Below are 26,488 nucleotides of genomic sequence, written 5' to 3'. Positions count from 1 at the left end.
CCGGGCCGTTCCACTGCCTCGACCAAAGAAGGTTGCCGTTCAGGTCGTACTTGAGGATCAGAATGTCGTTGGTGCGATTGAACCCAGGCGGATCGCCCTCGACGCCCGCTGTACCTACCGTATACAAGCAACCTTGATCGCTGTCCACAACAATTCTGCGAATAGAGTCGCTCAGCCGGTCGCGACCGTCAAAACGCGCGCGCCACAACATCTGGCCGGTAGGACCGAGCTTGACCAAAAAGGCGTCCACAGCATGATGCGCGCCGGGGCCCTCTTGATCGACGATCCGACCGCCCGCATAAAGATTGCCGCTCGAATCGACACCGATCGCCTCGCCTTGGCTGTGCCACTCGTTCCCTTGCGCCTCGTGCACCCAGCGCCACTCGACCTCGCCATTGCTATCGAACTTCACGACCAGCATCCGATCCGATCCGTCGCCCCCCGGCCAAGGCGTCGCATTGCCGACAAAAGCCGACGACCCGTCCGACAGATAGGTGGTTCCGAGAGGCCGCGGCGCGCCATAACCCGCAATTGAAACCGGGGTTTCCCTTAACAAGCCGCCGGCAGGATCGAACTTCAGCAAGACCGCCAGCATGCCTTCCGAGAAGCCGCCAACGCCAATGACGACCGGATTGCCCTGTGCATCCAGGCCCACGCTCCTCGGCCACTCGTGCATCGACCGCGGCCCAGCCCAAAAAGACAGCCATTGGCGACTGACCTGACTATATCCCTCAGCGCACGTTAACACAGAGCACAAAGCAATCGGCAGCCAGCACATCTTCATCCTACGAGCGTTCTCCACCAATGTATTCACGATATCACTCTCCATGCAACCCCCTGGGCGGGAGGCATCTCCGCACCCAGGAAGGCTGATGCGACTAAGGGTTGCATTGTCTCCCGAAGTGTGTCAGGACTGCGGCGAGGTCTCCATCGTCGATCTCACCGTTCTCGTCGATATCCCTCGGATCGCACTTGTTACTAGCGGGTTGTCCGAAGTTCTCGAGAATTATGGCCAAGTCTGCGTCGTCTACGATCTCGTCGCCATTGACATCGCCGATCAACCAGCAAAACCGACCGACAAATCCCTTAGGAGAACTCTCCGGCCCTTCCCGACCGGCAGCAATAAAGTTGCCCCAAGGTTGAGTGGTCGCCGCCCTTGCTTCCACCTTGTTGTCGGAAACCGACCGTCGAAAGTAGGTGCAACCTTCGTTGACTTCCTCGCTTTGACCGTAGGGAAACCGTCGAGAGTAGTGTATGCCGATCAGATCGGAAGCGCCAGATCCCGTCCTTTCGTATCCTCCAACGGCGATGCGTCCCATTGGGTCTATAGCGAGCCCTGTCGCGATCTCCTCGTCGTTGTTGTTCGTTGCAGACCGGTCGTATTGCCTGATCCATTCGGGGCCGTGTTGGACGAGGTACTCGTCCTCGCCTTCGGTGCAGACGCCCAGACCGCTTTCGCCCATGGTTGGGCAGTCGACAATCCCAAGAGACACCTTCCATCTCGACGCGATCATGTTTTGGCCTTCAATGGTGGATTCGTTGTCAAGCGCGCGGTTGACGGTTACCAACGCTCCCCGACCGTCCAACTTGGCCGCGACCGCATTCTGGCCAACGGCGGTCGTGCCAGAGAGCAAGCAAACTTCTCCCGCCCAGCAGACGAGGCCATCGATTGCCCGGTACTTAGCAGCGCCGGTAACGCCAGGAAACTGCTGGGCGCCGCCCACGTTGCCATACACCAGCAGATAACCCGACGCATCGGCCGCTACTGAGAAGGCCCGGTCCGTATTCGAATGATTGATGAACCTCTTGGAAATCGAGGAGTATGTCTTGAACCACCGCTGGTCTCCAGTCTCAATCTCCCAGAGAACCGTCGCCCAATCTTGGTTGGTCGACGACTGCTGCGTTTGGCCGGACACAACGACATAGGAGATGGGCGGCAGATCGATCTGCGGAATGCTGCCCAGCGCTATCGCAAACCCTTCGTCGATGCCGTCGAAGTTTGGATTGCTCCATCTGCGCTCGCCTTCAAACTCCGCATCTGTTTCTGGCCACTGATCGTGAGGCTGACCATTCATGTCATATCTCAAAACGATCAGGTCGCGACCGACCGGCGATCCGCCCTGGCCGCGTCTCGGGCTGCTGCCCGCAATGTAAGTATTACGGACCCCATCTATGGCCATGTCGTACGCCTGATCGATGTCGTCGATCGCCGCGCCGTCATAAGTGGCCGACCAGACCGTCGAACCATCGCTGTTGGCGTACTTAATGGTTACAATGTTCGCGTCCGTTGCGCTCACGAATGAAACGCCGGTAACATAGACGTTTCCCGACGCATCGAGGACCATGGCGCGAGGCGAGTCCATCAGGTCGTTCGAACCGTTGAACGTCCGGCTCCAAACTGGACTCTGCGTTCCCGTAGGATCGAACTTGGCGACATAGTAGTCCTGATTGCTCCCGACACCTAGCTCGCCCATGACATAGATCATGCCCGTAACCGAGGTCAGGACCTTGGTGAAAACAAGACCCTTGCCGCCCGGCCCATCGACTGTCGCAAACCAATCGAGTCGTCTTGAGGCGCCAAAATGACCCACTGTTCCAGAATGACCTGTGCAAAAATCACAATTCGGACCCTGGGAAAATACGACTGAGACTAACAGAGAAAGCGCGAGCAACGACAGGGTTCTACCCCCCCCCCCCGTGCGACAGGAGGGCATGAAGCAACTTCCAACTTCGCTGATGCATGTGAAACCTCCTTGTGAAGATGTAGGCGAAGACTCACGAATGATCCCGCCTTGATCCCTTAGACCGTCAACGCGCGAGAAAAGTTCCCGGAAGAGTTCGAACTCTAAGGTGAATGCGGCCTCAACCCATCGATCGAAACCATCTCCCCGCTATCGCCCAGGTAGAACCAGACCGTCCAGCCGTTGAGGCGGTCGACGCTGCCGTACAGGCCCGCGATCTTGTGAATCGAGCCCCGAGCGCCGTCGGGGGCCAGCAATGTTCCGTCGGCCCCTATTCGGGCTGTCAGATCGGGACTGCCGTTAAAGTAGAGCTCCTGGCCGACAGCCAACACGCCCTGCTCCACCAGGTTGACGAAAGGTACTCGCAATGGTCTCGGCTCATCGTAGGGTTCATACAGTTCGCGCAATGCCTCGTCAGGACGCGCGACCGAAGCCAACCGTTTCCGCGCCACTTTCACATACCCCTCGTCCTGCTCGATCCCCACGCATCGCCGGCCCAGACGTTTGGCCACCGCCGCCGTCGTGCCCGAACCTACAAAGGGATCCAAGACCCAATCGCCCCACGATGTACAAGCCATCAAGACGCGATGCAGCAGCGCCTCGGGCTTCTGGGTCGAGTGCGCCTTCCGGCCGTTTTGCAAGGTCCGCTCTGCTCCGCTACAGATCGGAATCACCCATTCGCTGCGCATTTGCTTGTCCTCGTTGCCGGCCTTTAGGCTCTTGTAGTTTAGCAGGCGCCCCTTTGCTTCGCGACTTTTGGCCGCCCAGATCAAGGTCTCGTGCGCGTTGGTCAGCCGGGCGCCTCGAAAGTTGGGCATTGGGTTGGTCTTGATCCAGACAACGTCGTTCAAAATCCAATATCCTAAGTCTTGCAGGATCGAACCGACGCGAAAGATGTTGTGATAGGTTCCGATGACCCAGATCGTGCCATCGGGCTTAAGGACGCGCCGGCAGGCTGACAGCCATTCGCGGGTGAAGGCGTCGTAGTCGTGAAAATCGCCCACTTTGTCCCAGTCGTCGTTTACGGCATCGACCAGAGTCTGGTTTGGGCGATAGAGCGGCTGTCGCAGTTGCAAGTTATAGGGCGGATCGGCAAAAATCGCATCGAACTCTGCTTCGGGAAACTCGGCCAGGACCTCTCGACAGTCGCCCTGGACGATGCCTTCGGTCATCGCGCCGATGCGAGTCCGCGAGGCCACGTTTTTTGCAAGAGCGGGAATCCCTGCTCTTCGCGCTGCTGCAAGTACATGCGGCAACAGTTCCTGGCCAGCGCGCGCACTCGGTTGATGTAGTTGGCGCGTTCAGTAACGGAGATGCTGCCTCGCGCATTGAGGAGATTGAAAGCGTGCGAGCATTTAAGCGCCAATTCGTAGGCCGGGAAGACGAGGCCCGCTTCGGCGATCCGCTTGCTTTCGGCCTCCAGCTGGTCGAAGAGTTGGAACAGCATCTCCGTATCGGCCTGCTCGAAGTTATAGTAGTTGTGATCCAGTTCGGATTGAAAATCCACGTCGCTATAGGTGATTCCGTGTCCCCACTCCATGTTGTCCCAGACGCTTGTTCGACCTTGAAGCAACAGGCACAGGCGCTCTGGGCCGTAGGTGATTTCTGCGCTGACGGGCTTGCACTCTATCCCGCCCATCTGCTGAAAAAAGGTGAATTGAGTGATCTCCGCGCCGTTCAACCAGACTTCCCATCCGACGCCCGACGCGCCCAGACTTTGGTCTTCCCAGTCGTCCTCAACGAAGCGGACGTCGTTTTTGACAACGTCTATGCCGATTGCCTTTAGACTCTCCAAGTAAACATCGACCACATCTTCGGGAGACGGCTTCAACACGACTTGATATTGGTAGTAGTGCTGCATTCGCATGGGGTTTCGACCGTATCGACCGTCTGTCGGGCGGCGACAGGGTTGGGCGTAAGCGACGTTCCAGGGCTCCGGGCCCAGCGATCGCAGGGCCGTCATAGGAGACATCGTGCCCGCGCCGACTTCCAGGTCGTGCGGCTGGACGATCAAACAGCCATAGTTGCCCCAAAACTTCTGGAGCGCGGCTAACAGATCTTGAAAGGTCATATATCGGCCTTGACCTGATAGATGCCCATCTGTCGAAACTTCTCGTATCGCTCGTGCTGAAGTTCGGACGGTTTCTTGCTTCCGAGTTCTTCGAGTTGATGGAGGATCGCGGCGCGCACGCTGAGGGCGGTCGTTTGGGCGTCTCTGTGCGCGCCGCCTAGTGGTTCGGGGATGATTCCATCGATCAAACCCATCTCCATGGCGCTTTGGGCGGTCAGTTTGAGCGCTTCGGACGCTTCGCGATTCTTGGACGGGTCTCTCCATAAGATAGCCGCGCAGCCTTCGGGCGGGATGACCGAGTAAATGCTGTGCTCGAGCATCAGAACTCGATTGGCCGTGGCAAATCCGATTGCGCCGCCGCTGCCGCCCTCGCCTAGAATGACTGCAATGGTCGGCACGGTCAGCTCGAACATTTTCATCATCGAGGCTGCGATCGCCTCAGAGATGCCCCTCGCTTCCGATTCGACCCCAGGATCGGCTGCGGGCGTGTCGACCAAAGTGACGACGGGGAGTCTAAACCGTTCGGCGAGGTCGAAGATTCTCATGCCTTTTCGATAGCCCTCCGGCTTGGCCATCCCAAAGTTGCGGCGCTGGCGCTCGCGCAGGTCTCTGCCCTTTTGGTGGCCGACCAGGGCGATCTTATGCGAGCCGATGCGGGCCAAGCCTGCAACGACCGCTCCGTCGTCAAAGCCCAAGCGGTCGCCGTGAAGCTCCATGAAGCCCTCGCACATGGAGCGCGCATAATCCAGCGCATAGGGTCGCTTGGGATGGCGCGCAAGCAGCACCTTGTCCCAAGGAGTCAAGTGGCTGAATATCGTTTTCAACAGTCGCTCACGCTCCTTCTCCAGTTCGGCGATCTCTCGGCTCCTGTCTACTCCCCGCTCCATCTTCAGCCGCCGAAGTTGATTGATCGCGCTTTCCAATTCTGTAATAGGCCGTTCAAAATCGATAATGTTCATACGATTGACCTACGCCGCTTGGGTCAGATAATCCAGCAGTCTGCCGACTGTGCTCTTGAGTTCTCGTCGATGCACGATCAGATCGATCATGCCGTGCTCGTGCTGAAACTCGGCGGTTTGGAAGTTGCCCGGCGCCTTGATCACTTGAGCCTGTTGCGCTACTCTCTGGCCGGCAAATCCGACCAAGGCTCCCGGCTCTGCCACGATCACATCGGCCAACGAGGCAAAACTGGCCAGAACGCCCGCCATAGTCGGGTCGGTAAAGACCGCGATATAGGGCAAACCTGATCGACGAAAGGCCGAGACAGCCGCCGTGGTCTTGGCCATCTGCATCAGCGAGATCAGCCCTTCTTGCATTCTTGCCCCGCCCGAGCTGCAAGCGATTACGACCGGCAATCGCTCCTCGATGCCCGCCTCGAAGCAGCGCGCGATCTTCTCGCCGACCGCAGAACCCATGCTCCCGCCCATAAAGCCAAAGTCCATAGCGCCGATCACCGCGGGCCGATCTTCGATTACCGCCTTACCGGTCAAGATCGCCTCCATCTCGCCCGAACCGGTGAAACTCTTGGCCAATTTGTCGGCATACTCGGGAAATTCGAGCGGATCGGCGCTTACAACCTGTACGTCTCGCTCTTCAAAGGTCGCGGGATCGGTCAACATCTCGATGCGCTCGCGAGCTGAGAGCCGATGATGATGTCCGCAAGCCGTGCACACTTTGAGCGCGCGGAGAAAGTCGGGGCGGAAGAGAATCTTTCGGCACTTGCCGCACTGCACCCAGTTGTCGTCTGCGGGGAGTTCGGGCTTGGGCATGGCGCCAATTTTACCTGAAAGGCCCAAGGGTATAATGCGCGTCGAGGCGCCGAGCGGAGAAAGCATGATCGAGATTCAGGGGGTCAGCGTAGTTTATGGCGATGTAACCGCTCTGCGAGACGTCTCCCTTAAGATCGACTCGGGCGAGTTCGTCTTTCTCGTCGGATCGACCGGGGCGGGCAAGTCCACGCTGCTCAAGCTTATCTATGCCGCACAGCGCGCGACCTGCGGCCGGGTTTTCGTCCTGGGGCAAGAGATCACCAAAATCCCCGAGCGTAAGATTCCGAATCTTCGACGCATGATGGGCATCGTGCCGCAAGACTACGGCCTGCTGCCCAAGAAAAAAGTCTGGGAGAACATCGCTTACGGTCTTCGCGCTATTGGACACACCGAGAGAGAAGCCCAGAAGCGAATTGCCTATGTGATGGAACTGGTCGGCATGAGCCATCGAGGCCAGGCCATGCCCAAACAGCTCTCTGGAGGAGAGGCACAGCGCGCAGCCATTGCTAGAGCATTGGCCAACAACCCAAAGCTTTTGATAGCGGACGAACCGACCGGCAATCTCGATCCCGATACTTCCAAGGACATTGCCGACTTGCTTCTTCGCATCAATCACAAAGGCGCGACCGTGGTCGTCTCGACTCACGATCCCAACATTGTGGACAGCCTGAAGAAGCGAGTGGTCGCCATGGAGCGCGGACGAATCGTCTCGGACACTGAAGAAAGCCTCTACCCGTCCGACCTGGATCGAACGCGGGCCGTTGTGAGGAGTCTCTAATGCTTCACAGAACGCTCTTCATTATAGAAGAGACCCTCACCAGCCTCAAGAGGGATGCTTCGATGCAACTGGCCGCCATCACGACGGCCATGGTTTCGTTGGTGTTGCTGGGTCTCGTCGCCTTCACTCTGTTCCAATTGGACAGCGTAGCGTCCTCCTTGCCTAGACAGTTCGAAATCAATGCCTTCGCCAAAATGGACGCCCCGCGAGAAGAAATAGAGGCGGTCGTCGGTCGGATTGAAGCAATGCCCGAAACCAAGTCGGTCAAACTGGTTACTAAAGAGGAAGCCTGGCCCGAAGAGAAGAGACGATTGGGCAGCGACATGACCTTTGAAGGAATGCCCAATCCGTTGCCCGATAAGTTGGTCGTAGCGGCCAAAAAGCCCGAACTTTGCTTGACGCTGGCGGACAAGATTAGAGAAGAGCCAGTGATCGATAAGGTGGTCGATCTGCGCGATGATCTCGGCATGGTTCAAGGCATTGCGCGGATTGTCCGCTGGACGGGGCTGATCTTCACCGGCATCTTGATGCTGGGGGCGTTGATCTTGATCTACAACGCCATTCGACTGACCGTTAAAGCTCGCGAAGATGAGATCGCCGTGATGGCTCTGGTCGGCGCGACCCATCGAACGATTCGTTTGCCTTTCGTTCTAGAAGGCGCGGTGCAAGGAATGTTGGGCGGTCTTCTGGCGGCCATTATTGTGTTGGCTTCGGTGCCGCGCGCCTTGGACGCCTTGGCCGAGGCCGCGCCTTTTATCGGCAATTGGGCGGCCGCGGCGCCGCCATTGGCTGTGGCCGGCCTGCTGGTCGGCGCCGGCACGATCATGGGCGCATTGTCTGCCTTTTACGCCGCCCAGCGATTCGTTCGCGTTTAGTCGGTTAAAGCCCCAGTTCGGAACGCTCCAGCTTCTCCATCCGCTCGCCGATCTCGTTCAGAAAGTTCGCCGCTCCCACGCCGTTGATCAGCCGATGATCGAAGGTCAGACCGACGGTCGTCATCAACTGGCCCTCTCGAAGATGCGCCGCCCCAATGAAAACGACCGACACTGCGGGCGAAACGAGAACCGGAACCGCCGCGACGATATTATGAGCGCCCATGTAGGTTACTAACATCTGCGTGGCCATCGACGCCTGGTCTTGCCCCTCGCGAGCGCGTCGAACCTGGCTCTGAACGGCCCGAGCGAACGGCACAAACTCTAGGGCATCGGCATCGTTCACGACTGCGGTAACCAACTCGTCGCTCGGCCGGGCGACCGCGATCCCCATATTCAGATGATCCCACTCTCGTATCGTCTCTTCTCCGACAAGAGTCGAGCGGAACTTGGTGTGGTTTTTAGCCGATTGGGCGATACAAAACGCCGCCATTACGAACTCGGACGGCTGCACCTCGACGTCCTCTTTGCGCAAACTCTCGAATAGACCTCGAATGTTCTTCCAAGGCACAAAGATATCGATGGTGCCCGGCACAACGATCTGGCTGCTGCGCTTGACTCGATACATGAATGTGCGCTGCTGAGCCGGCACCGGACGGTCGGTGTAGCCTTCGCCCGCAACCTCGACCGCGGCGCTACCGCGGGCCGACACGAAAGCGTCCACATCTTCGGGCATCAGTTTGCCCGTGTTCGATGGGATCGAGCGAAGCTCGTCTTCAGTAAGTCCCAAGCTCTTTGCATGAGCCCGTGTGCGCGGAGGGATGACCACATCGCCGGCTGCCGGACGTTCAGTGCGAACGGGCGCGGTCGGAACGGCATGAGAGACTGGCGCGCCATGAGCAGCGGGCGCGGCGACAGCCTCGGCAGTCTCCATCTTGGCGATGGGCGCGCCAATGGCCAGCACATCGCCCTCGCCGGCAAGCCACTCGGTCAGCGTCCCGTCATAGGGCGACTCGACTTCGACCACTGCCTTGTCGGTCTCCATCTCGTAAAAATGCTCGTCGCGCTTGATCGTCTCGCCGGGCTGCTTCAGAAAGCGGATAACCTTGACCTCTTGCAGGCCTTCTCCCAGTTGCGGCACTAGAACTTCCGTTATTGGCATATCGCAATCACTCCATCGTGTTGTAGACGGCTTGAAGAACCTGCTTGAGATCGGGCAAGACCGCGTACTCCAGATCGGGGCAGAACGGAATGTAGACGTCCTTCCGAGCGACCAACTGAGGCGGCGCCAGCAGGCAGTTGAATCGATGAGCGTGAGAGACCATCTCGGTTACGACCGTTGCGCCCAGTCCGCAGGTGCGCTGATCCTCATGGACGACCACCAATCGCCCCGTTTTGGCCAGCGACTTCTCGACCGTCTCCTCGTCCCAAGGCTGAATCGTGCGCAGATCGATGACCTCGACACTGACTCCTTCTTCTTGCGCTTGATTGGCGGCAGCTTCGGCTAACTCTAGGCAGTTGCCCCAACTGACGATCGTAACGTCAGATCCTTCGCGCCGCACGGCGGCCTTGCCGAAAGGAATCGCTTCGTACTTTGATTGCGGCATCTTGATCCTAAAGATGTGCTTTGGTATCAAGATCAGCGATGGATCCTCGTCTTGAAAGGCCGACCAGAAAAGACCGACCACGTCCTCGGGCGTGCTGGGGATCGCCGTCCGCAGACCGGGAATGTGCGCCCACCAACCGTCGTTGCTTTGGCTGTGCCACATGCCGCCCGCAGGCAGATAGGCGCCGTATGGCGAGTAGATGACCATTGGGCATTTCCACTCGCCCTTCGATCGCCAACGGAGCGTACCGACCTGACTGACCATCTGATGAAAACCGGGCGTTATGAAATCGATAAACTGAATCTCGAACACAGGTTTGTATCCAGCCGTGGCCAGACCGACCGCCGCGCCTACGATGGTCGCCTCGGCCAAGGGCGAGTTCGTCACGCGCCCAGGATACTTCTGTGTCAAGCCCTTGGTAAACCCGAATACGCCGCCTTTGGGGTCCTCGATATCCTCGCCGTACATGATGGTCTTGGGGAAGGTCGCCAAGCCCGCGTCTAGCACTTGGTTAACCGCCTGTACCATTGTGCCGGTCGATTCTTCGGGCTGGAACGGCACCGGACGATAGGAGACCTGCGGGCCGTAGAGATGATCCATCACTTCCGATGCCGGCGCAAACGGAACGCGCTCGGTTTCCTGATAGACTGCGTCTATTTCTGCGGCGATCTCGTCCTGGATGGCTTGCCAATCGCTTTCCGTCAACTCGCCGTTCGCAATCAGCTTCTCGGATAACAACAGAATCGGGTCGCGCTTCATCATCTCGTCAATTTCGTCCAACGGTCGATAGACGCGATGGTCGTCGGCGCTGGTGTGGGAGCCGAGTCGGTCGATTTCGGCCCAGATCACCGTCGGCCCGTCTCCGCGCCTGGCTTTGGCGATCGCCTCGCCGCCTTTCGCAAAGACTTCGGCAGCGTCTCGACCGTTGATCTTCATGATCAGTTCGTCGCTGAAGATTCCTAGCCGAGTAGGGAGCATGTGCGCCGTCGGCGTGCTGATGCCGTATTGATTATCCTCGATGATAAAGACGACGGGAAGCTTATCCTGAACGGCTAAGCAGATGGCCTCGTAGAATTCGCCCTGACGGCTCGCCGCGTCGCCAATGGTGCAGATGGCAACGCTATCCTTGCCATCCGACTTGAACGCCCAAGCCGCGCCAGCCGCGGGCAGACATTGCGCTCCGGTAGGCGTCGCTACGGAGAAGACATTGAGCCGAGCCGAAGAGTAGTGCGCCGGCATATTTCGACCGTCCGAACTAGAGCCGTGGCGAGCATAGAAGTCTAGAGCGATTTCTCGGGTTGTCATTCCTCGGGCAACCATCAGGGCTCGATCTCGATAAGTCGGAAACAGATAGTCGTCCGGCCGCAGGTGAAAAGCGATCGCGGCGATCGCCTCGTGCCCCATGCCCGGCACTTGAAACCACCCTTTGCCCTGACGCATTAGGATTCCTTCGCGCCGGTCGCCCTCGCGCGAAGCGAACATTATCTTTAGCAGCTCAACGCCGTTCAGCTGAGCGTTCTCAATCGTTGCTGGCTTCATTGCCCTCTCCTGTGTTCATTAAGAATAGGCTTCGAACAATCCTGCGCCGGCCATCCCGAGCGCAGCGCACATTGTAACTAAGCCGTATTTGCCGCTTCTTCGTCGAAGCTCGTGGAAAAGCGTAACCGTCTGTCGCGCCCCGGTGCATCCGAGCGGGTGGCCCAAGGCGATCGCCCCGCCGTTCACATTCATCCGATCCATCGGCAACGGATAGAGTTTGTCCGATGCGAGCGCCTGCGCGGCAAAGGCCTCGTTAAACTCGATCAGATCCAGATCTTCTGGATTGAGGCCGTGCTTTTTCAGCAGTTTTGGCACGGCGTAGGCGGGCGCAACGCCAAAATCCTCTGGAGCTACCGCAGCGGTCGTGTAGCCGACAAATCGTCCCCACGGTTTGATGCCCAGTTTGTCTGCCTTGGACGCGCTCATAAGTATTACGATCGCGGCGCCGTCGCTTCGTTGGGACGCATTGCCCGCCGTGATCACGCCATCCGATCGGAATGCCGGTCTCAGTTTTGCAAGCCCTTCTAGGGTCGTGCCCGCTCGCGGGCCCTCGTCTTTGTCGGCTCGCAACTTCTTCTCGACAGGCCGACCGTCAACGCTCTCTTCGACGACTGTCTCAACAGGAGCGATTTCTGCCTCGAACTTGCCTTCTGCCTGCGCGGCCAAGGCCTTCTCGTGGCTTGCCACAGAGAAAGCGTCCGCCTGCTCTCGCGTTACGCCATGCTTTTTGGACAGTTGCTCGACCGAGAGGCCCATGTTCAGATAGGTGTTCGGCGCCGAATCGACCAATGCGGGATTGGGCTTGGTGCTGACGCCCAAAAACGGAACCAGGGTCATGCTTTCGGTGCCGCCAGCGATCATGATTTCCGCATCGCCCGATCGGATGCGCTGTGCGGCGATTGCGACAGCCTCCAACCCAGACGCGCAGAAACGGTTGACGGTGGCGCCCGGGATAGTATTGGGCAGACCTGCCCGAAGGCAGGCCACCCGAGCCACGTTCATACCCGATTCGCCTTCGGGCATCGAGCAGCCCAAGACGGCGTCGTCGATTTCGTGGAAATCGAGCGAAGGAAGTTGTGCAAGCGCCGCTTTGATCGCTGCTGCCGCCAAATCGTCGGGGCGCGTGTGGCGAAAAGAGCCTCTTGGCGACTTGGCGATCGGTGTGCGCGATAGGGCTACGATTACGGCATCCTGCATTGAAAGACCCCCTGCCGGGATAGCGATTGTTGCCGCCTATGATACCCCGACAGGGAGCCGATTAGTAAGCGCCGACCATCGCTTTCAGACGCTTGACGCGCTCGGCAATGGGCGGATGCGTGCTGAACATGTTCATCATGCCCTTAGCGCTGAAAGGATTGGCGATGAAGAGATGCGCAGTGGCAGGAGAACCGTGCTCCATCGGAATGCGCTGGGAGGCTTGCTCCAGCCTTAACAGCGCGCTGGCCAAGCCGTTGGGATGGCCCGCGATCTCTGCGCCGACTCGGTCGGCCTCGTACTCCCGAGCGCGCGAAATGGCCATCTGTAGCAGTATCGCCGCGAACACCGAGAGAATGCTGACGGCCAGCACGATGCCCGGATGAACGCCGCGATCGTTGCGTCCGCCGCTAAAGAGCAGCAGTCTGGGCAGGAAACTGATCGCGCCCACGATCGTGGCGGCGATTGTCATTGTCAGCATGTCGCGATTCTTGATGTGCGCCAATTCGTGCGCGATGACTCCTTCGACCTCGGCAGTGTCCATCAACTGAAGCAGGCCTTGCGTAACCGCGACCACTGCGTTATTGGGATTGCGTCCCGTTGCGAAGGCGTTGGGCTGCATTTCGGGCAATATGTAAAGCTTCGGCATCGGCAGACCGGCTCTCTGGCACAAGTTTCGGGTCATTCGGTAGAGATCGGGCGCCTGCGCCTCGGTTACGGGTTGAGCGCGATACATGGCCAGAACCATCTTGTCGCTGAACCAGTACATGACGAAGTTCATGCCGCCCGCGATAACGAGCGCCATGATTAAACCCTGCTGGCCGCCAGCCAACTGGCCGACTATTCCAAGCAGGATGGTCAGCACGGCCATCAGCATTCCGGTTTTGAGTATGTTCATAGAGACCTTGATCCTCCAAGATTGTCGATAATAGATACGCCAGCGTTTTCTTGCCGGTTCCTGGCCCTTGATTATGGCGCATCGTCCAACAGGCTTCAAGCCCTTGCCTTCGTGTGCCATACTTTACATTGCTCAGATTTTGAGTCCGGAGGGGACAGGATGGCCAAAACCGCTACTCGCGACGATCAGTTGGCGAGAGACTACATAGACCGACTTATTCTGGAATCGTTGCCGTCCAGCGGCACTGCTCGGCTGAGCGAAGCCGTCGAGAAGCTCAAAGACCTCGGTATTAGCCAGCTTTCGTTGCGCGCGGCGCTCCTGACGCAGCCTGATAAGTTTGTCCAGCGCGACCGCCGATGGATGCCTGCCTACCGCGCGCTCTCGTCCGAAGCGCCTTTGCTCGGCTTTCTTGAGTCGATGATCAGGGCTCACGGCGCTGCTATTAGCTTGCAGCGCGCCGCCGACGAGTGCGCTAGTCTTTATCGTCGAATTCCCGAGTTCTATCTGGAGGCATTGCCCAGAATTGCCGAACAATCGGGCGTTCTCTTCTGCACCGAGTCGGGCTGGCTTGGATTGCGCGATTGGCTGTTCCATGTTGAAGAGCTGGAACCGCAGCCCTACGAGTGGGCTCTGGAATCAGAGCGAGAGCGCGCCGCCGACGATGCTCTTTTTTACAATGGATTGAGCCGAGAAGCCGTTGAGCCTTATCTCAAAGCAGGCAAGGGACTTCCCTGGTCGGACGACCCGACCGGAGCCGTCGTCAAGATGATTAAGAAGCTCGAGGCGCCGATCGATAATCGGGCGGTCGGCTTCGTGGCCTGGTATTCCACCCTCGATCCCGATCCGCGCTGGGTCTTTCCCTATAGCCCTGTCGCACTGTTCGACGCGGTATTGCAGAAATCGAACTTGATATTCGCTGGAGAAGCTGCCTGGCACGACCCGAAGGCCGCGACCGAATGGAAGAAGAAGGGACTGGCCGCACTGAAGAAGTTGGAGAAAGACCTGCCCGAGGAAGAAGCCCAACCGCTGGAGATCCGGGGCGAAGAGGCAATGGAACTGGTCGACAAGATTCTGACCAGCCGAGAGATTGTGAGCGGCGCAAAATTGCTGGAAGAGCGGTTTGAGGTTCGGCCCGATTCGAAGACGTTTGCCGACGACCTGAATACATTGGTCAGCGCGCTGTTATCGGACGGTCGCATTCAGTGGCTGGGTTACGATCGTTTTGGTCGGCCTGAGCATATCCCGCCCTATGTGCTCGCGATGCCGGCCGTTCTCCAATTCCCGGTCCCAAGCGATGCGATCAATCCCGAAACGGAAGAGCCGTTTGACCCGGTATTGAGCGAAGATGCTTTCGCCAAGCCGTTGCTGAAAGAGATGCGCGATCCGCGCGCGCAGGACGTTTTGGACGAAGAACCGCCCGTGATGCTGCCTGCGATCCCCAACTCGATCCGTTGCGTCCTAAAGAGCCATCACCGAGAGTTAGGCACCTTCCCGCTCTGCCAGATACCGCTCGGTTTCTTTTTGGACGACCCTAATATCCAGCAGGTTTTTATCACGGACGAGAAAGATCGGCGCCACGAAGTGTGGCTGAACCAAGACAATCGGCTTCTGTACGGCTTGCTGGACCGATTTGCCGAGGTGGAGATCGCATCCGGCGCCATCTTCGAACTGACCATGGCCGACAAGCCGAACGAGTATCGCATCCGATTTACCGGCGAGCACGACCCCGTCATGCATGTCGGCCAGTCGCGATACGAGGACTTGCTCGACCTGCAAGCGCGTTCGGAAGAACTGAGCCTGTTTGAAATCTTGGTCGAGGTGATGAAGCGGTACCAGAAGGGCGCGGACTACCTAACCCTGTTGACAGAAGTCAACATTGTGCGACGAGCGCCGCGACAGGCTGTGGCATCCTTGCTCACGGCTTTCCCCTGCTTTGAACAGCACAAGGGCGCGACGGTCTGGCATCTCGATTCGAAGAAGTTGGACTCGCCGATGAAGAAGAGCCTGGCCAAGTACCTCATCAAGTAGCTGCGGGCAGGGTATCCTCTTGATGCTCTGCCATGCACCCAATGACGCCTAAGCTCTATCGGCTCCAACAGGTCGATTCTCAGATCATGCTGACGAATCGAAAGATTGCAGCCTTGGACGCGGGAGATTCGTTGAAAGCGGTGCTCGATGCTGCTCTCGCACAAGAGAACGAACTCTCGGCCAAACTCAAAGCCCTGACTGCCGAAGTTCACGATATCGAACTGCAGGACAAGGCCACCGACGACAAGATTAAGGGCTTTGAAACGAAGCTCTATTCGGGAAAGGTCGCATCTCCTAAGGAACTCCAAGCGTTGGAGCTGGACATTCAGAGCCTGAAGAAGTACCGGGGAACGCTCGACGACCGTGTGATCGGCCTTTGGGACGAGATCGAGGCGCTAAAAGTCGAGTTTGAAGCGGCGTCAAGAGCGAGGGAGGCTGCAGAAGTCGAGTACGCCGCGCACATGGAGCAGTATTTGAGCGAGAAAAGCAAGTTAGAAGCGCAGTTAGCCGAAGCGACCGCCAAGCGAGAGGAGATGGCCGCCGAGATCGATGCGCCAAGCTTGGCGAAGTATGACGCTGTGCGAAAGAAGTGCGGCGGTCTCGCGGTGATTTTGGTAGAGGACAATACCTGCAAGGCGTGCAACACGGCGGTTACGGCGTTCATCATGACCAAGATCAAAAACGACCCTGTGTTCGTAGCCTGCGAGAGTTGCGGCCGATTGCTGCACTGGATCGGCGGTTAGGGGTTTTTTTTCTTTTTAGGTTTGTCGTAGTGCACTTTCGATTCGTTAACTGTAGCTCTTCGGGGGGATGCTCCAAGTTCAGAAGATAGCTTGAGAACAGGGCTCTTCGCCTTTGATCTGCGTGTCGAGCCCCTTCTCTCAGGTTGCTGAGGCTCCTTAATGTTGGCAAGGGTTGTGGGGCGATAGGTGGGCGATGCAGCCGCCGACTCCAAAATGCACGTAATGAGCGAATTGAGGCTCGCGCCTTCCATCTCCGCCATCGCTACAAGCTGAGCATGAAGCGATCTGGGCAACCGAAGCGTTACTCGCCCTGATAGCATGGTCCAATCCGGTGTCGCCGGAACTTCTGGAAGCTCAACGCCTCGCTCGTCCAAGACTTCTAAATAGGATTCGGATGCGTCCATCAAATCCTGAATGGCTTCCTGCCTTGTCAGACCTTCGCCCGACAATGATGCGCCGATGTTGGTAAACCAAGCAAAGAATCCCCCGCCCTCGTCCTCTGAGAGCATCGTTACCGACACTGGATACAGTTCCAGCTTTTCTGCGTTTGTCATCGCTACACGTCTCCTCGCTATAAAAACTACAAATCATCTAACACTTGCAACAGCTTGCTTATACTCTTAGGGCTCACTTTGCCCTGGTTGCCTTGATGATGGTAACTGAGCGACACGACATCGCCATAGGTTTGCGTCAGTCGTGAATCCATCTCTAGGACAATGTGCCGCTTCTTCGACCATCGCCACTTAACCCCATACGCTTTTAACACCGCGATCAACTCGCTTTCCTTCGCTTCGTGCACTGCGCCGCTGCGCCACCGAGCAACGATCTTGTCCGCCGACTTCTTACTCATCTATAGACGGCGCGACACCGCCGGTAGTGTCAAACTACCCAATATTATGGCGCATTTTGGCAGCTTTGTCAACCCCCGATCCCTACCGGTTTCACTTTTTCAGATAGACCAACAGCGCCGAGATGTCGGCCGGGCGCACGCCCGGCACGCGCGAAGCCTGGCCGACCGTCAAAGGCCGAACCTTCGCTAACTTCTCCCGAGACTCCTTCGAGATCGCCCTCAATGCGAGAAAGTCGATCCCTTCCGGTATGCGATGCTCTTCCAGCCGGCGCATCCGCTGAACTTCCGAATCCTGCTTTCGCAGATAGTACGCATACTTTGCTTGCGTTTCGACCTGAAATCGAGCGTCGGCGGAAACCGGAGACGCTGAAGGAAACAGCGCCGCCAATGCGTCCCAGACAACTCCCGGTCGGCTCAAATAGTCATAGGCCGAGACCGAGCCGGTCAGCGTCGGCAATCCGGCGCTCTCAAGAAGAGGGTTGTGGCGCCCGCCCAAAGTCAACCCCTTCAATCGTTCAATCTCGTTCTGAACCTCGGTCGTCTTGCATTCAAAGCGCTTAGCTCGATCAACCGATGCCAATCCGATTTTCCGCGCTATCGGCGTCAGCCGCTCGTCGGCGTTGTCGTGCCTAAGCGCCAGCCGGTACTCTGCCCTGCCGGTCAGCATTCGATAGGGGTCTTCGGCGCCCTTTGTTACCAGATCGTCGATCATCACACCAATGTAGCTTTGGGAGCGTTCGAGCACGATCGGTTCTCGACCAAGGGCAAAATGGGCGGCATTGATCCCCGCCACCAAGCCCTGCGCGGCCGCCTCCTCATAGCCCGATGTGCCGTTTATCTGACCGGCGCTGAACAATCCGGGCCATGCCTTTACCATCAACATCGGCGAAAGCTGATCGGGAAAGATTACATCGTACTCGACAGCGTAGCCAGGTCGATTCATCTCCACGTCTTGCAAACCGGGCAATGTCCGCAAGAACGCTAACTGCACCTCGGCCGGTAGCGATGTGGACGTGCCCTGCACATAGAGGTCTTCCTTGTCCCAATACTCCTGCTCCAGAAAGACGGGATGCGACTCTTTATCGGGAAACCGTGCGATTTTGTCCTCGATGGACGGGCAGTAGCGCGGACCGACCCCTTCGATCTGGCCGCTGTACATCGCCGAGCGGTGAAGGTTTGCCTGTATGATCGATGCTGTCCGTTCGTTCGTGCGGGTTCTCCAACAGGGCAGCAGTTTGCGCTCCACCTGAATCCGATCGTGTAGGAATGAGAAGGCCTCGGTCGTATCGGAATGGAGCGTCTCCATCGCGCCAAAATCAACGCTCGCACGGTCGATTCGGGGCGTCGTGCCCGTCTTGAATCGCCCCATGCGCAGGCCTATGCTTCGCAAACTCTGACCCAAGCCGACCACCGCCCGCTCGCCATGGCGCGCCGCCGACTCTTTGACCTCGCCCGTATGGCAGACGCCGTTCAAGAAGGTTCCGGTTGTGATGACCACGGCGCGGCTTTCGATTTCTTCGCCGCTTTCCATCTTCACGCCCAGACATGCGCCTTGGCGGGTGATGATCGAATCGACGGCGCCCTCGATCATAGTCAGACCTGGCTGAGAAAGCAAGGCTCCAAGCATTCGCTCAGGATAGAGCGACTTGTCCGCATGGGCGCGAAGCGTCCGAACGGCAGGCCCCTTTCCCGTCCCGACAGCGCGAATATGGGTCAGCGTGCAGTCGATGTTGACCGCCATCTGACCGCCCAAGGCGTCGATCTCTCTCGCCAGGTGTCCCTTGGCAGGCCCGCCGATAGAGCAGTTGCAAGGCATATGCGCGGTGCGATCGATCCGCACCGTGATGCAGCCGACCGACGCGCCGAGACGCGCGGCCGCCAGCGCGGCCTCGCAGCCCGCATGTCCCGATCCGATCACGATTACGTCGTATCTCATCCGACCGGAGTATACCGGCGAGGTCGAATGCCAGGCAGAAGCCTGGCGTTCCAAAGTTCGATTCCTGCTCAAAATTGTGCTACACATCAAAAAAATCCCGTTCGCAACGCGCAAAGCGCCGCTACTCGTCCGATTCCACCCGCCGCATCAAGCCGGTCAACGAGCTGACCAACAACGTCGTCAAGATCCAGCCAGAAATCAAGAGGAACCAGTCCAGAATCTGAAGCCACATCCCCACGTCAATGCCCAGAGACTGCACGTACGTCCGACCCTTCGGCTGGAACTCGGCCACCTGCCCTAATTCGACAATAGGCGTCATCCGATCGAGCGCATACGCAAAGGGGAAAAAGCGCGGCGATTCGCTCGGCCAAGCGCCATCTTCTCGATAGTGCGACGAGAATCGCACCTCCGCCTCTCGCGGCGCCATAATCTGATGCCAATCGGGATGCGCCGCCGCCCAATAGAATATGCCGGAGACAACCCACAGGCCAAGCGCAATGACCACCGCATTGGCCGGCCGATAGCCGTGGCCCACCAGACTCGACAAAAACGCCGCCGCGCCGACAATCGGCTTACGAAACCAGCGCGCTTTCTCTTGCCAGTCCCTGAACTGTTCGCGCTTCATCTCGATCATGACCTTCGTAGCCTGAGCCGAATGGCCCGCCGCGCGCAACGCTCGGAACAGTTGGCGATAGGGCTGAGGGAAAAACTGCCCGCCGTCCGAGTGTCTCAGCAAGGCGAGCATGGCGCCGCTGTCGGCCTCTTTCGGGTTCTCCAAACGGTCGTAATGCAGGCCGTTCAAGCTCCACTTCTGGAGCATGCGTTCATCTTGCGAAGGCTCGATGTCCAACACGCCGATCCGGGCATGATCTAACTTTAGTCCGGGCTCGCCTTCGACCGACTTCCACTGAAAGCGGGATTTGATCTCAGCGGAGGTGAGAAGGATCGCGCCCTTCATGCTCGGGGCTTTCCCGTAATCGTCGCGCCTGCACAGGAACGATTCGGCGGTGAGCCATTCGGCAAAGATTCCCTTCTCGAACGAGCCGCCGACGCAGGCCCACTGCCCCCCGATCTTTGCGCCTAACAGCCGCACTTCGCCCTTGGCCTCAAAGCGATGGTTCGCGTCGGAATGCATCATCAAGTTGTCCTCTACATGCATCGCATAGGCCAAGAAAGCAATCCAGCTAAGCCCGTCCACTTCCGACTTAGCGTTCAGCTTGGCGCCTATCAGCATTGCGCTCCCGCCGATGCGCGCTTGCCGCAGGTCGAGGTAATCCTTAAAGGTTGCCCGCTCGGCCGAGAAGTCTCTCTTTAGCATAAGGCCCTTGGCCGAAAAGGAGCCGGCGAAAGTCGAATCGTCAAAGCAGAGCGAACGAAACTCGGCGTCGGTCAGAATAACAGGTTTTCGAAACTTGCACTTCGTCAGACACAGGGGGAACGGAATGCTGAGATTGGCCAGATCAAGCATCTCCTTAAAAACCGCGCCCTCGATCCGTACCCCGGCAGGATCGATGCCGGGCTGAAGCAAGAGCCAGCGAAGGAAAGCCGGCCGGACGACCTTCTCCGCCGCCGACAGCCCCCTGGTCTTGGCAACCAGGCCGTGTGTGGAGGCCGTTTGTAGCCGCTTCTCCGCCTCGCTCCCTGGTGTCACGTTGCTATATAATGACACAAATCCGCGACGCGCTCGGTGCGGAGGGTTGAGGGCGCTTTGGCTCGCGGGGACGCTCGCCCTCCCGTCCGGCCCCCGTCTTTCGGCTCGCCCTCCCGGATCGCGGGACGCTCGCCCTCCCGCCTTCTCTGCCAGACTGGAGCCTGGCGTTCCGGGGCGTTCCGTCCTGGGCGCAAGGTAGAATTTTATAATGGCTATTTCCCCAATAGAGCAAAGCGACGCGGAAAGGATATCGGAAGAAATTCATAAACTTGTAGATGCCGTGGAGACCGTGGTTATTGGCAAGCGTCCCGTCGTCGAGATGGCGATGCTGGCTCTGCTCTGCCGAGGGCACCTTTTGATCGAGGACATTCCCGGCGTCGGCAAAACGACTTTGGCCAAGGCGCTGGCTCGCGTGATCGGCGGAGAGTTTCGTCGCATTCAGTTCACGCCCGACCTGTTGCCTTCTGACGTTACCGGCAGCACCATTTATAACCAAAAGACCGGCGAGTTCCAGTTTCACGCGGGGCCAGTCTTTGCGAACGTCGTTTTGGCGGACGAGATCAACCGCACGACCCCGAAAACTCAATCGGCATTGTTAGAGGCGATGGAGGAGCGCACGGTCTCGGTCGACGGAGAAACCCATCAGCTCCCCGCGCCCTTCTTCGTCATCGCAACGGAGAACAATGTCGAGCTTTTAGGCACCTATCCTTTGCCCGAGGCGCAGATGGATCGATTCTTCGCCAAAGTCGCGCTGGGGTATCCCGACTCCCGTGCTGAAGCTGAGATTCTCAGTTCGCACCAATTTGAAGACCCTATCGATCGATTGGAACCCATTACCGACCCTGATTCGTTTCATCAATTGCAGGAAGAAACCCGAAGGGTTTGGGTTGAGGATAGCGTGAGAGATTACATCGTTACGATAGTTGCGGCCACAAGGAGCCATCCAAGGGTCGCATTGGGCAGCAGCCCGCGCGGTTCTTTGGCGCTCATGGCCGCCTCACAATCTTGGGCCGTGTTCCATCGGAGGCCCTACGTTGTCCCGGACGATGTTAAGCGAATGGCCGAACCGGTCATGACCCATCGCATCATCGGGCGGCCGGACAGCCAGGGCCGAACGCCGTCCGCGGGGCAAATCGTCCAGGAAATCCTCGATTCGACCCCGACTCCTGTATACTCTAGGTCATAGTCGGGAGCGTCCGTGCGAGAATATAAGATCATAGCCTTGTCGGCCTCTTGCGCATTCCTGTTCGTTGCAGGCGCGTTGACCTCCAACCTGCAGCTTTACTGGATGGCGGCCACCCTTTTTGCCCTCATGCTCGGCGCCTACTGGGTTGCCAGAACGAGCCTAAAGAACGTGGTCGCCGAGCGCGCAATTCCTCACGAGGCTTGGGAAGGCGAGCCGGTGCAAGTGCGAGCGACCGTCTGGGCCGATAACAAACTTCCCAAATCGTGGTTGCTGATCAAAGAGAAGGTTGGCGACGGCATCCGACGAGACGGCCCGGAGTTTGTGCCCATTACAATGGAAAGCGAACGCAGCGAGTGCGACTATGCGTTCACCGCTTCGCGAAGAGGACTTTACAAAATCGGTCCGCTTGAAGCTATCGGAACCGATCCGATCGGTCTCTACTGGACCTCTGCAGTCGTCTCGCCGCAAACCGAAGTGCTGATTCTGCCTAAACCCGTGCCGATCCCTGGGTGGGACTGGAATCGAAGAGGCGGCGGAGGCGGTTTTGAGACCGACCGCGCCAAACGGAAGGGCCCTGGAATCGAGATGCACGGCGCTCGCGAGTATGCGCCGGGCGATCCCTTAAGGCGAATTCATTGGAGAGCCACCGCCCGCACCAATCGGCTCTTTGTCCGCGACTTCGAAAGCGGGCGGATGAACAGACAGGTCATTGCTATCGAGTTGCCGAACGAACAGAATCGCGACCGCCATGATCGAATCGAGCAAGGCATTCGGCACGCTGCCTGGCTGGCGCTGGAATCGATCGCGAGAGGTTTGCCCGTTACCATAGTCGCCCCCGGCTGGCATGGCATCGACATCAAAATACCAACCGACCCAGGAGCGCCCAGACAAGCCTTGGCAAGCCTGGCGCAAGCGGAATCGAGTTCGGGAGAGTCGTTAGCCGCCTACTTGCAGCGCATAGCTCCCGAATGGGGTTCCGTCGTTTCTCTGGTCGCCCTCTCATCTTCGACCGATATTGAACTGGAGCGCGTTGCAAACGTCTATCGACGTATGGGATTTATGGCGGATATAGTGCAGGTGAGCCTGCAAGACGTCAATGAACCGATGACCCGACAAACTCAGAGGGAGGCAAGCCATGTCCTTGGCGCAACGACGGTCTCCTAACTCGGTTCGGGTAGCGGCGCTCTATCTGGCCAACTATTTGTCTGGGGCGATCGTCATCTATCTCACCTCGCTGGCGCGCCAAGACGTTTCTATCGCGCCGCCGTTGCTGATCATATTGACGGTCGGTACGTTTTATGCTTGGTGGGCGCGCAGCGCTATGCAGTCGTTCGGCATGAAGGCGTTTTTCGCAGTCTTAGACTTCTTTGTCGGTTTGGTCGCTCTGGGCGGTCAGACCTGGCTCAATCAGATGATCGGAATCGCGGTGATTCACACACCCGAGGTGCTGATCGCCACCTCGATCGCCTGGTATATCGCTCTTCGCTCCTTTTTTGTCGTAACCAACGCGGGGCTGCTGTTTCAACACGTCCCGACAATCGCCCTTTTTGGCCTGATGTCCACCTGGCTGCTGATGGCAGAAGTCGGCTGGCTGTTCGCCTTTTACTGCGGCATCTTGATCTTTACGCTCATTCTGACCAATGACCTTAAGAGCCTTGGCATCGGTCAGACGGATCACACGGCCAAGCCCGCATCGGCCTTGCGCGCTGCCATTGTCGCCCCCATCGTCATCTGTCTGGCGGCCTTGGCGATTACGCCGGCGCTCCACGGCTTGGTTGGAAAGCTCTTGGTGGAAACGCTCCTCGGATTCAATATAAGGGGCAACACCCGGACCGGCCAACCGCAACAGTCCAATGAGATGTTGCAAGTGGGCACCGGCCCGGTCAGCCTTTCGGACAATCCGGTCTTGAGCGCCCGGTTTGAAAGGTATCAAGACGATGCTCCCATGGCCGCCCGATTGCTTAGGCACGAGACGTTCGACGTTTATACGGGCAAGGGCTGGCGACGCAACGGCGCTCGACTCTTGAGCTTGGCGGCAGAGGAGATTCGAACGCCGGAGGGCCGCCCGCCCTACTCGCCCAATCGCTTTGACCATGCTCGCACCGTTGATGAAACTCAGAGATTCAGGACCGAGCGCATTCGAGACGCGGCCTATATCCATCAAGCCGATCGCGGTCAGAGCATTGATCTGACCATAACGACTCTCTCCGATTCCCACTCGGTTTTCTATCATCCTGGACGCTTGACCGAACTGCGCACGAACCGCGATTGGATTCAAGCCAGCGCCATCGTTGGCTTCTTTGGCGCGGCGGCCAACGGAGCGACCGGAAGCTACGACATGACGGTTACAATCCCGCCGCTCACCTCGGCCGCCTTTCGAAATGCCGGCGAGGATTATCCTTATGAGGTACGCCAATCTTCCTTCCAGCTTCCCGGAAAGTTAGGCGACGTCCGGGCGCTGGCTCAACGCATCGTCCAGAACGCTCGCACGCCCTACGACCGGGTAGTCGCCCTAGAACGGTATCTGAGTCAGAATATGAAGTACAACCTTGCGGTAACCGCCTTCCCCGAAGATCGCGACGTGGTCGATTACTTTGTTTTAGAAGGCAAAGAAGGCTACTGCGATTCGTTCGCCACCGCTCTGGCCGTTATGTGTCGAGCGGTCGATGTGCCTGCGCGCGTTGCGCGCGGTTTCTTGGCTCAGACTTGGGATCCGACGGAAGGCGTTTGGATCGCGCAAGACAAAGATCGGCATCTGTGGACCGAGGTCTTCTTTCCTGGCATTGGATGGACGCCGTTCGACGCCACCCGAGGCGCAGAAGACATCACTCCGGCTTTGGCCGGGGCAGGCGGCGAAGACTCAGAGGCCGCTATGGCCAGACAATCCAAGCTGAGATTGGCGCGCCTACTGTTGAACGCGGCCATCGCGGCTGTCGTGCTGTTCCTGATCGGTCGAGAGATTTGGCCTATGTTCTTCGGGCGCCGCCGACGCGCTCACCCAGCATCTATGGCGGAAGAACTGTTCGGAGAGTTCGTACAAGTTTTGCGCTTGTCGGGCGCGCCCGATTGGCCAGAGACCCAAACGCCTCAAGAGCATTGGCGAGCCTCTAAACCCAATATCCCGCGCGATTGGGAAGAGTTTCGCAAATCGGGCGACCGCTTTGTGCTTGCTTTCAATCGCGCTCGGTGGGGACCGGAGAACGGCGCCGATAAGGCGATAAAAGCCATGGAAGAGAGCCTGGAGACCATGAAGAAGCAGTACCAAAGAGCAACGCCCGCTCCCAAGCGATTGCGGGGTAAGATTGCGTTGCTATGGAGCTCGCGTATTCTAAGCTGACCGACGACCAACTGGCGGCTCCGCAGCGCATTTACTACCTCTCTGGGCCGGAAGAAGCGGACAAGAAGGCCTTGGTAGCCAAACTCAAAGCCGCGCTCAACGTTGATGAAGAAGGCTTTGACTATACGCCTCTCGATGGGCGCGAAATCGATCTTGCGCAGCTGATCGCCTTTGCCAATACGCCGCCCGTGCTGGCAGACAGACGGTTCGTGCTGTTGCGCCATGCCCAGCGATTAAGCGGCAAGAGCGCCACGGAACTTGGCAACTTGCCAGATTTTGTCTGTTTGGTCGTGTGGCCCGAATCGGATGGAGAAACGGCAGGCGCCAAGACGCTGCTCGCAAACATCGCTCAAACCGCCAAGAAAATCGGCCTGCTGGTCAAGTTCGAGCCTTTAGCCGGCCCAACGCTCGAAAAGCGGCTGATCGAAGTTGCAAAGCAGTCCGGCAAGGAGCTCCAGCCTGCCGTGGCCAAGCGACTCATGGAACTATTGGACGGAAGGGCGGACCTTTGCCAAGCCGAACTCCACAAGCTCATACTGTACGTTGGCGAGCGTCCGAGAATCGCTTCAGACGATCTGTTGGCCTGCGTAACGCCGACCAAGGAGGCGCGGGTTTTTGCCTTGGTCGATGCGATCTCGGCGGGCGATCCGGCAAGGGCGTTGGCTCGACTGAGCGAGATTTGGGCCGCCAGCAGCAAGCCGGAAGAGGCGCTGAAAACACTTGGACTGATCGCCCGCCAATACCGCCTTCTTTACCAAGCCCGAATGTTGCGGGAACAGGGCGTGCGGCTCTCTCGGCTCGATGGCGGCGCGGACGAACTGCCCAAAGAGACCAACTTGGCCGATCTGGTCAAGCGACAGCCTTTTTTGGCTGGAAAGTTAGAAAACCAGGCCGCGCGGCTCAATGCCAATAAACTTCTGACCAGTTTTGGCCTCATCAGCACAGCGGATAAGGCTCTGAAGGGACTTGCCCCGGGCGTGAACGAGAGGGAAATTCTGGAACGGCTGACGCTCGAACTGGCGATTAACTCTGGTTAGCTTAATCCACGCACTCTCTCCCATAGTTCGTCAGCACGATTGCAAGGTCGGTGTCGTCGATGATCCGATCGCCGTTCAGATCGCCCGTCGGTCGGTCGGGCAGGCCGGTGGTCTGTCCGAATCGTTCCAGAACAAACTCCAGATCGAACGAATCGACCCGGCCGTCCCGCGTGGCGTCTCCCGGCAACACGCAATACTTGATCAGGTAGATGTCCGCGCCATGGCCGGGCACGTAGCCGCCCGAACCGGTC

Annotated in this window: 23 protein-coding genes; 8 read left to right on the top strand and 15 right to left on the bottom strand. The window is 58.3% G+C overall.

Translation table 11 applies throughout. The features are described 5' to 3' along the window. The 6 genes from HUU60_12185 to HUU60_12160 all read right to left on the bottom strand — a co-directional run. The coding region (locus HUU60_12185) for a hypothetical protein (GenBank protein NUL83461.1) at positions 1 to 655 on the bottom strand (655 nt) is incomplete at its 3' end. 223 nt (positions 656 to 878) lie between these two features. Continuing rightward, on the bottom strand, positions 879 to 2,591 hold the full coding sequence (locus HUU60_12180; GenBank protein ID NUL83460.1) for a hypothetical protein: 1,713 nt from the start codon (positions 2,589 to 2,591) through the stop codon (positions 879 to 881). A gap of 254 nt (positions 2,592 to 2,845) precedes the next feature. Continuing rightward, positions 2,846 to 3,913, bottom strand: coding sequence for a site-specific DNA-methyltransferase (locus tag HUU60_12175; protein ID NUL83459.1), 1,068 nt, complete (start codon positions 3,911 to 3,913; stop codon positions 2,846 to 2,848). Continuing rightward, complete coding sequence (gene glyQ / locus HUU60_12170) at positions 3,910 to 4,812, bottom strand: glycine--tRNA ligase subunit alpha (GenBank protein ID NUL83458.1); 903 nt, start codon at positions 4,810 to 4,812, stop codon at positions 3,910 to 3,912. Before glyQ ends, HUU60_12175 begins: the two co-directional genes overlap by 4 nt. Beyond that, complete coding sequence (locus tag HUU60_12165) at positions 4,809 to 5,771, bottom strand: acetyl-CoA carboxylase carboxyltransferase subunit alpha (protein NUL83457.1); 963 nt, start codon at positions 5,769 to 5,771, stop codon at positions 4,809 to 4,811. Before HUU60_12165 ends, glyQ begins: the two co-directional genes overlap by 4 nt. A 9-nt stretch (positions 5,772 to 5,780) precedes the next feature. Further along, entirely contained in the window at positions 5,781 to 6,581 is an 801-nt protein-coding gene (locus tag HUU60_12160) for an acetyl-CoA carboxylase carboxyl transferase subunit beta (protein NUL83456.1), read from the bottom strand. A gap of 64 nt (positions 6,582 to 6,645) precedes the next feature. On the opposite strand from HUU60_12160, the gene HUU60_12155 reads away from it, so the two are divergent. Continuing rightward, positions 6,646 to 7,359 carry an ATP-binding cassette domain-containing protein gene (locus HUU60_12155; GenBank protein ID NUL83455.1) on the top strand — a complete coding sequence of 238 codons (714 nt, stop codon included), beginning with the start codon at positions 6,646 to 6,648 and terminating at the stop codon, positions 7,357 to 7,359. Then, positions 7,359 to 8,234, top strand: coding sequence for an ABC transporter permease (locus HUU60_12150; protein NUL83454.1), 876 nt, complete (start codon positions 7,359 to 7,361; stop codon positions 8,232 to 8,234). Before HUU60_12155 ends, HUU60_12150 begins: the two co-directional genes overlap by 1 nt. A gap of 4 nt (positions 8,235 to 8,238) precedes the next feature. Here the strand turns inward: HUU60_12150 and HUU60_12145 are convergent, their stop codons facing one another. From HUU60_12145 to htpX, 4 genes are all read right to left on the bottom strand, one after another. Continuing rightward, positions 8,239 to 9,393, bottom strand: coding sequence for a 2-oxo acid dehydrogenase subunit E2 (locus HUU60_12145; GenBank protein ID NUL83453.1), 1,155 nt, complete (start codon positions 9,391 to 9,393; stop codon positions 8,239 to 8,241). A gap of 7 nt (positions 9,394 to 9,400) precedes the next feature. Then, a complete protein-coding gene (locus tag HUU60_12140) occupies positions 9,401 to 11,377 on the bottom strand; it encodes a 2-oxoisovalerate dehydrogenase (protein ID NUL83452.1) in 1,977 nt (658 codons plus the stop codon). A gap of 18 nt (positions 11,378 to 11,395) precedes the next feature. After that, positions 11,396 to 12,574 carry a thiolase family protein gene (locus HUU60_12135; GenBank protein ID NUL83451.1) on the bottom strand — a complete coding sequence of 393 codons (1,179 nt, stop codon included), beginning with the start codon at positions 12,572 to 12,574 and terminating at the stop codon, positions 11,396 to 11,398. 61 nt (positions 12,575 to 12,635) lie between these two features. Beyond that, positions 12,636 to 13,469: a zinc metalloprotease HtpX gene (htpX, locus tag HUU60_12130; GenBank protein ID NUL83450.1), complete on the bottom strand. Its 834-nt coding sequence runs from the start codon at positions 13,467 to 13,469 to the stop codon at positions 12,636 to 12,638. Between the two features lie 159 nt (positions 13,470 to 13,628). On the opposite strand from htpX, the gene HUU60_12125 reads away from it, so the two are divergent. Continuing rightward, entirely contained in the window at positions 13,629 to 15,497 is a 1,869-nt protein-coding gene (locus tag HUU60_12125; GenBank protein ID NUL83449.1) for a hypothetical protein, read from the top strand. Between the two features lie 32 nt (positions 15,498 to 15,529). After that, positions 15,530 to 16,240: a hypothetical protein gene (locus HUU60_12120; protein ID NUL83448.1), complete on the top strand. Its 711-nt coding sequence runs from the start codon at positions 15,530 to 15,532 to the stop codon at positions 16,238 to 16,240. Here the strand turns inward: HUU60_12120 and HUU60_12115 are convergent. From HUU60_12115 to HUU60_12100, 4 genes are all read right to left on the bottom strand, one after another. Further along, positions 16,237 to 16,794 carry a toxin-antitoxin system HicB family antitoxin gene (locus HUU60_12115; GenBank protein ID NUL83447.1) on the bottom strand — a complete coding sequence of 186 codons (558 nt, stop codon included), beginning with the start codon at positions 16,792 to 16,794 and terminating at the stop codon, positions 16,237 to 16,239. The two genes, HUU60_12120 and HUU60_12115, sit on opposite strands and share 4 nt — an antisense overlap. Before the next feature lie 26 nt (positions 16,795 to 16,820). Continuing rightward, complete coding sequence (locus HUU60_12110; protein NUL83446.1) at positions 16,821 to 17,090, bottom strand: hypothetical protein; 270 nt, start codon at positions 17,088 to 17,090, stop codon at positions 16,821 to 16,823. A gap of 91 nt (positions 17,091 to 17,181) precedes the next feature. After that, positions 17,182 to 19,026 (bottom strand): tRNA uridine-5-carboxymethylaminomethyl(34) synthesis enzyme MnmG, encoded by a 1,845-nt coding sequence (gene mnmG, locus HUU60_12105; GenBank protein NUL83445.1) that lies wholly within the window; start codon positions 19,024 to 19,026, stop codon positions 17,182 to 17,184. 121 nt (positions 19,027 to 19,147) lie between these two features. Next, on the bottom strand, positions 19,148 to 20,677 hold the full coding sequence (locus HUU60_12100) for a hypothetical protein (GenBank protein ID NUL83444.1): 1,530 nt from the start codon (positions 20,675 to 20,677) through the stop codon (positions 19,148 to 19,150). Between the two features lie 208 nt (positions 20,678 to 20,885). On the opposite strand from HUU60_12100, the gene HUU60_12095 reads away from it, so the two are divergent. Genes HUU60_12095 through holA form a run of 4 tightly spaced genes read left to right on the top strand, consistent with a single transcriptional unit; the run spans position 20,886 to position 26,237 of the window. Further along, positions 20,886 to 21,863, top strand: coding sequence for a MoxR family ATPase (locus HUU60_12095; GenBank protein NUL83443.1), 978 nt, complete (start codon positions 20,886 to 20,888; stop codon positions 21,861 to 21,863). 12 nt (positions 21,864 to 21,875) lie between these two features. Next, a complete protein-coding gene (locus HUU60_12090) occupies positions 21,876 to 23,027 on the top strand; it encodes a DUF58 domain-containing protein (GenBank protein NUL83442.1) in 1,152 nt (383 codons plus the stop codon). After that, positions 22,999 to 25,200 carry a transglutaminase domain-containing protein gene (locus HUU60_12085; protein NUL83441.1) on the top strand — a complete coding sequence of 734 codons (2,202 nt, stop codon included), beginning with the start codon at positions 22,999 to 23,001 and terminating at the stop codon, positions 25,198 to 25,200. The genes HUU60_12090 and HUU60_12085 overlap by 29 nt, the downstream gene beginning before the upstream one ends. After that, a complete protein-coding gene (gene holA / locus HUU60_12080; protein ID NUL83440.1) occupies positions 25,176 to 26,237 on the top strand; it encodes a DNA polymerase III subunit delta in 1,062 nt (353 codons plus the stop codon). Before HUU60_12085 ends, holA begins: the two co-directional genes overlap by 25 nt. Position 26,238: 1 nt before the next feature. On the opposite strand, the gene HUU60_12075 is transcribed toward holA, so the two are convergent. Then, positions 26,239 to 26,488: hypothetical protein (locus HUU60_12075; protein ID NUL83439.1), on the bottom strand; the 250-nt coding region annotated here is incomplete at its 5' end.

This window comes from Armatimonadota bacterium, from assembly GCA_013359125.1.
In the GTDB taxonomy this organism is placed as follows: Bacteria; Armatimonadota; Fimbriimonadia; order Fimbriimonadales; family GBS-DC; genus JABWCR01.
Note: the sequence above shows the minus strand (reverse complement) of the source record. Positions and strands in the feature narration are given on the sequence as shown.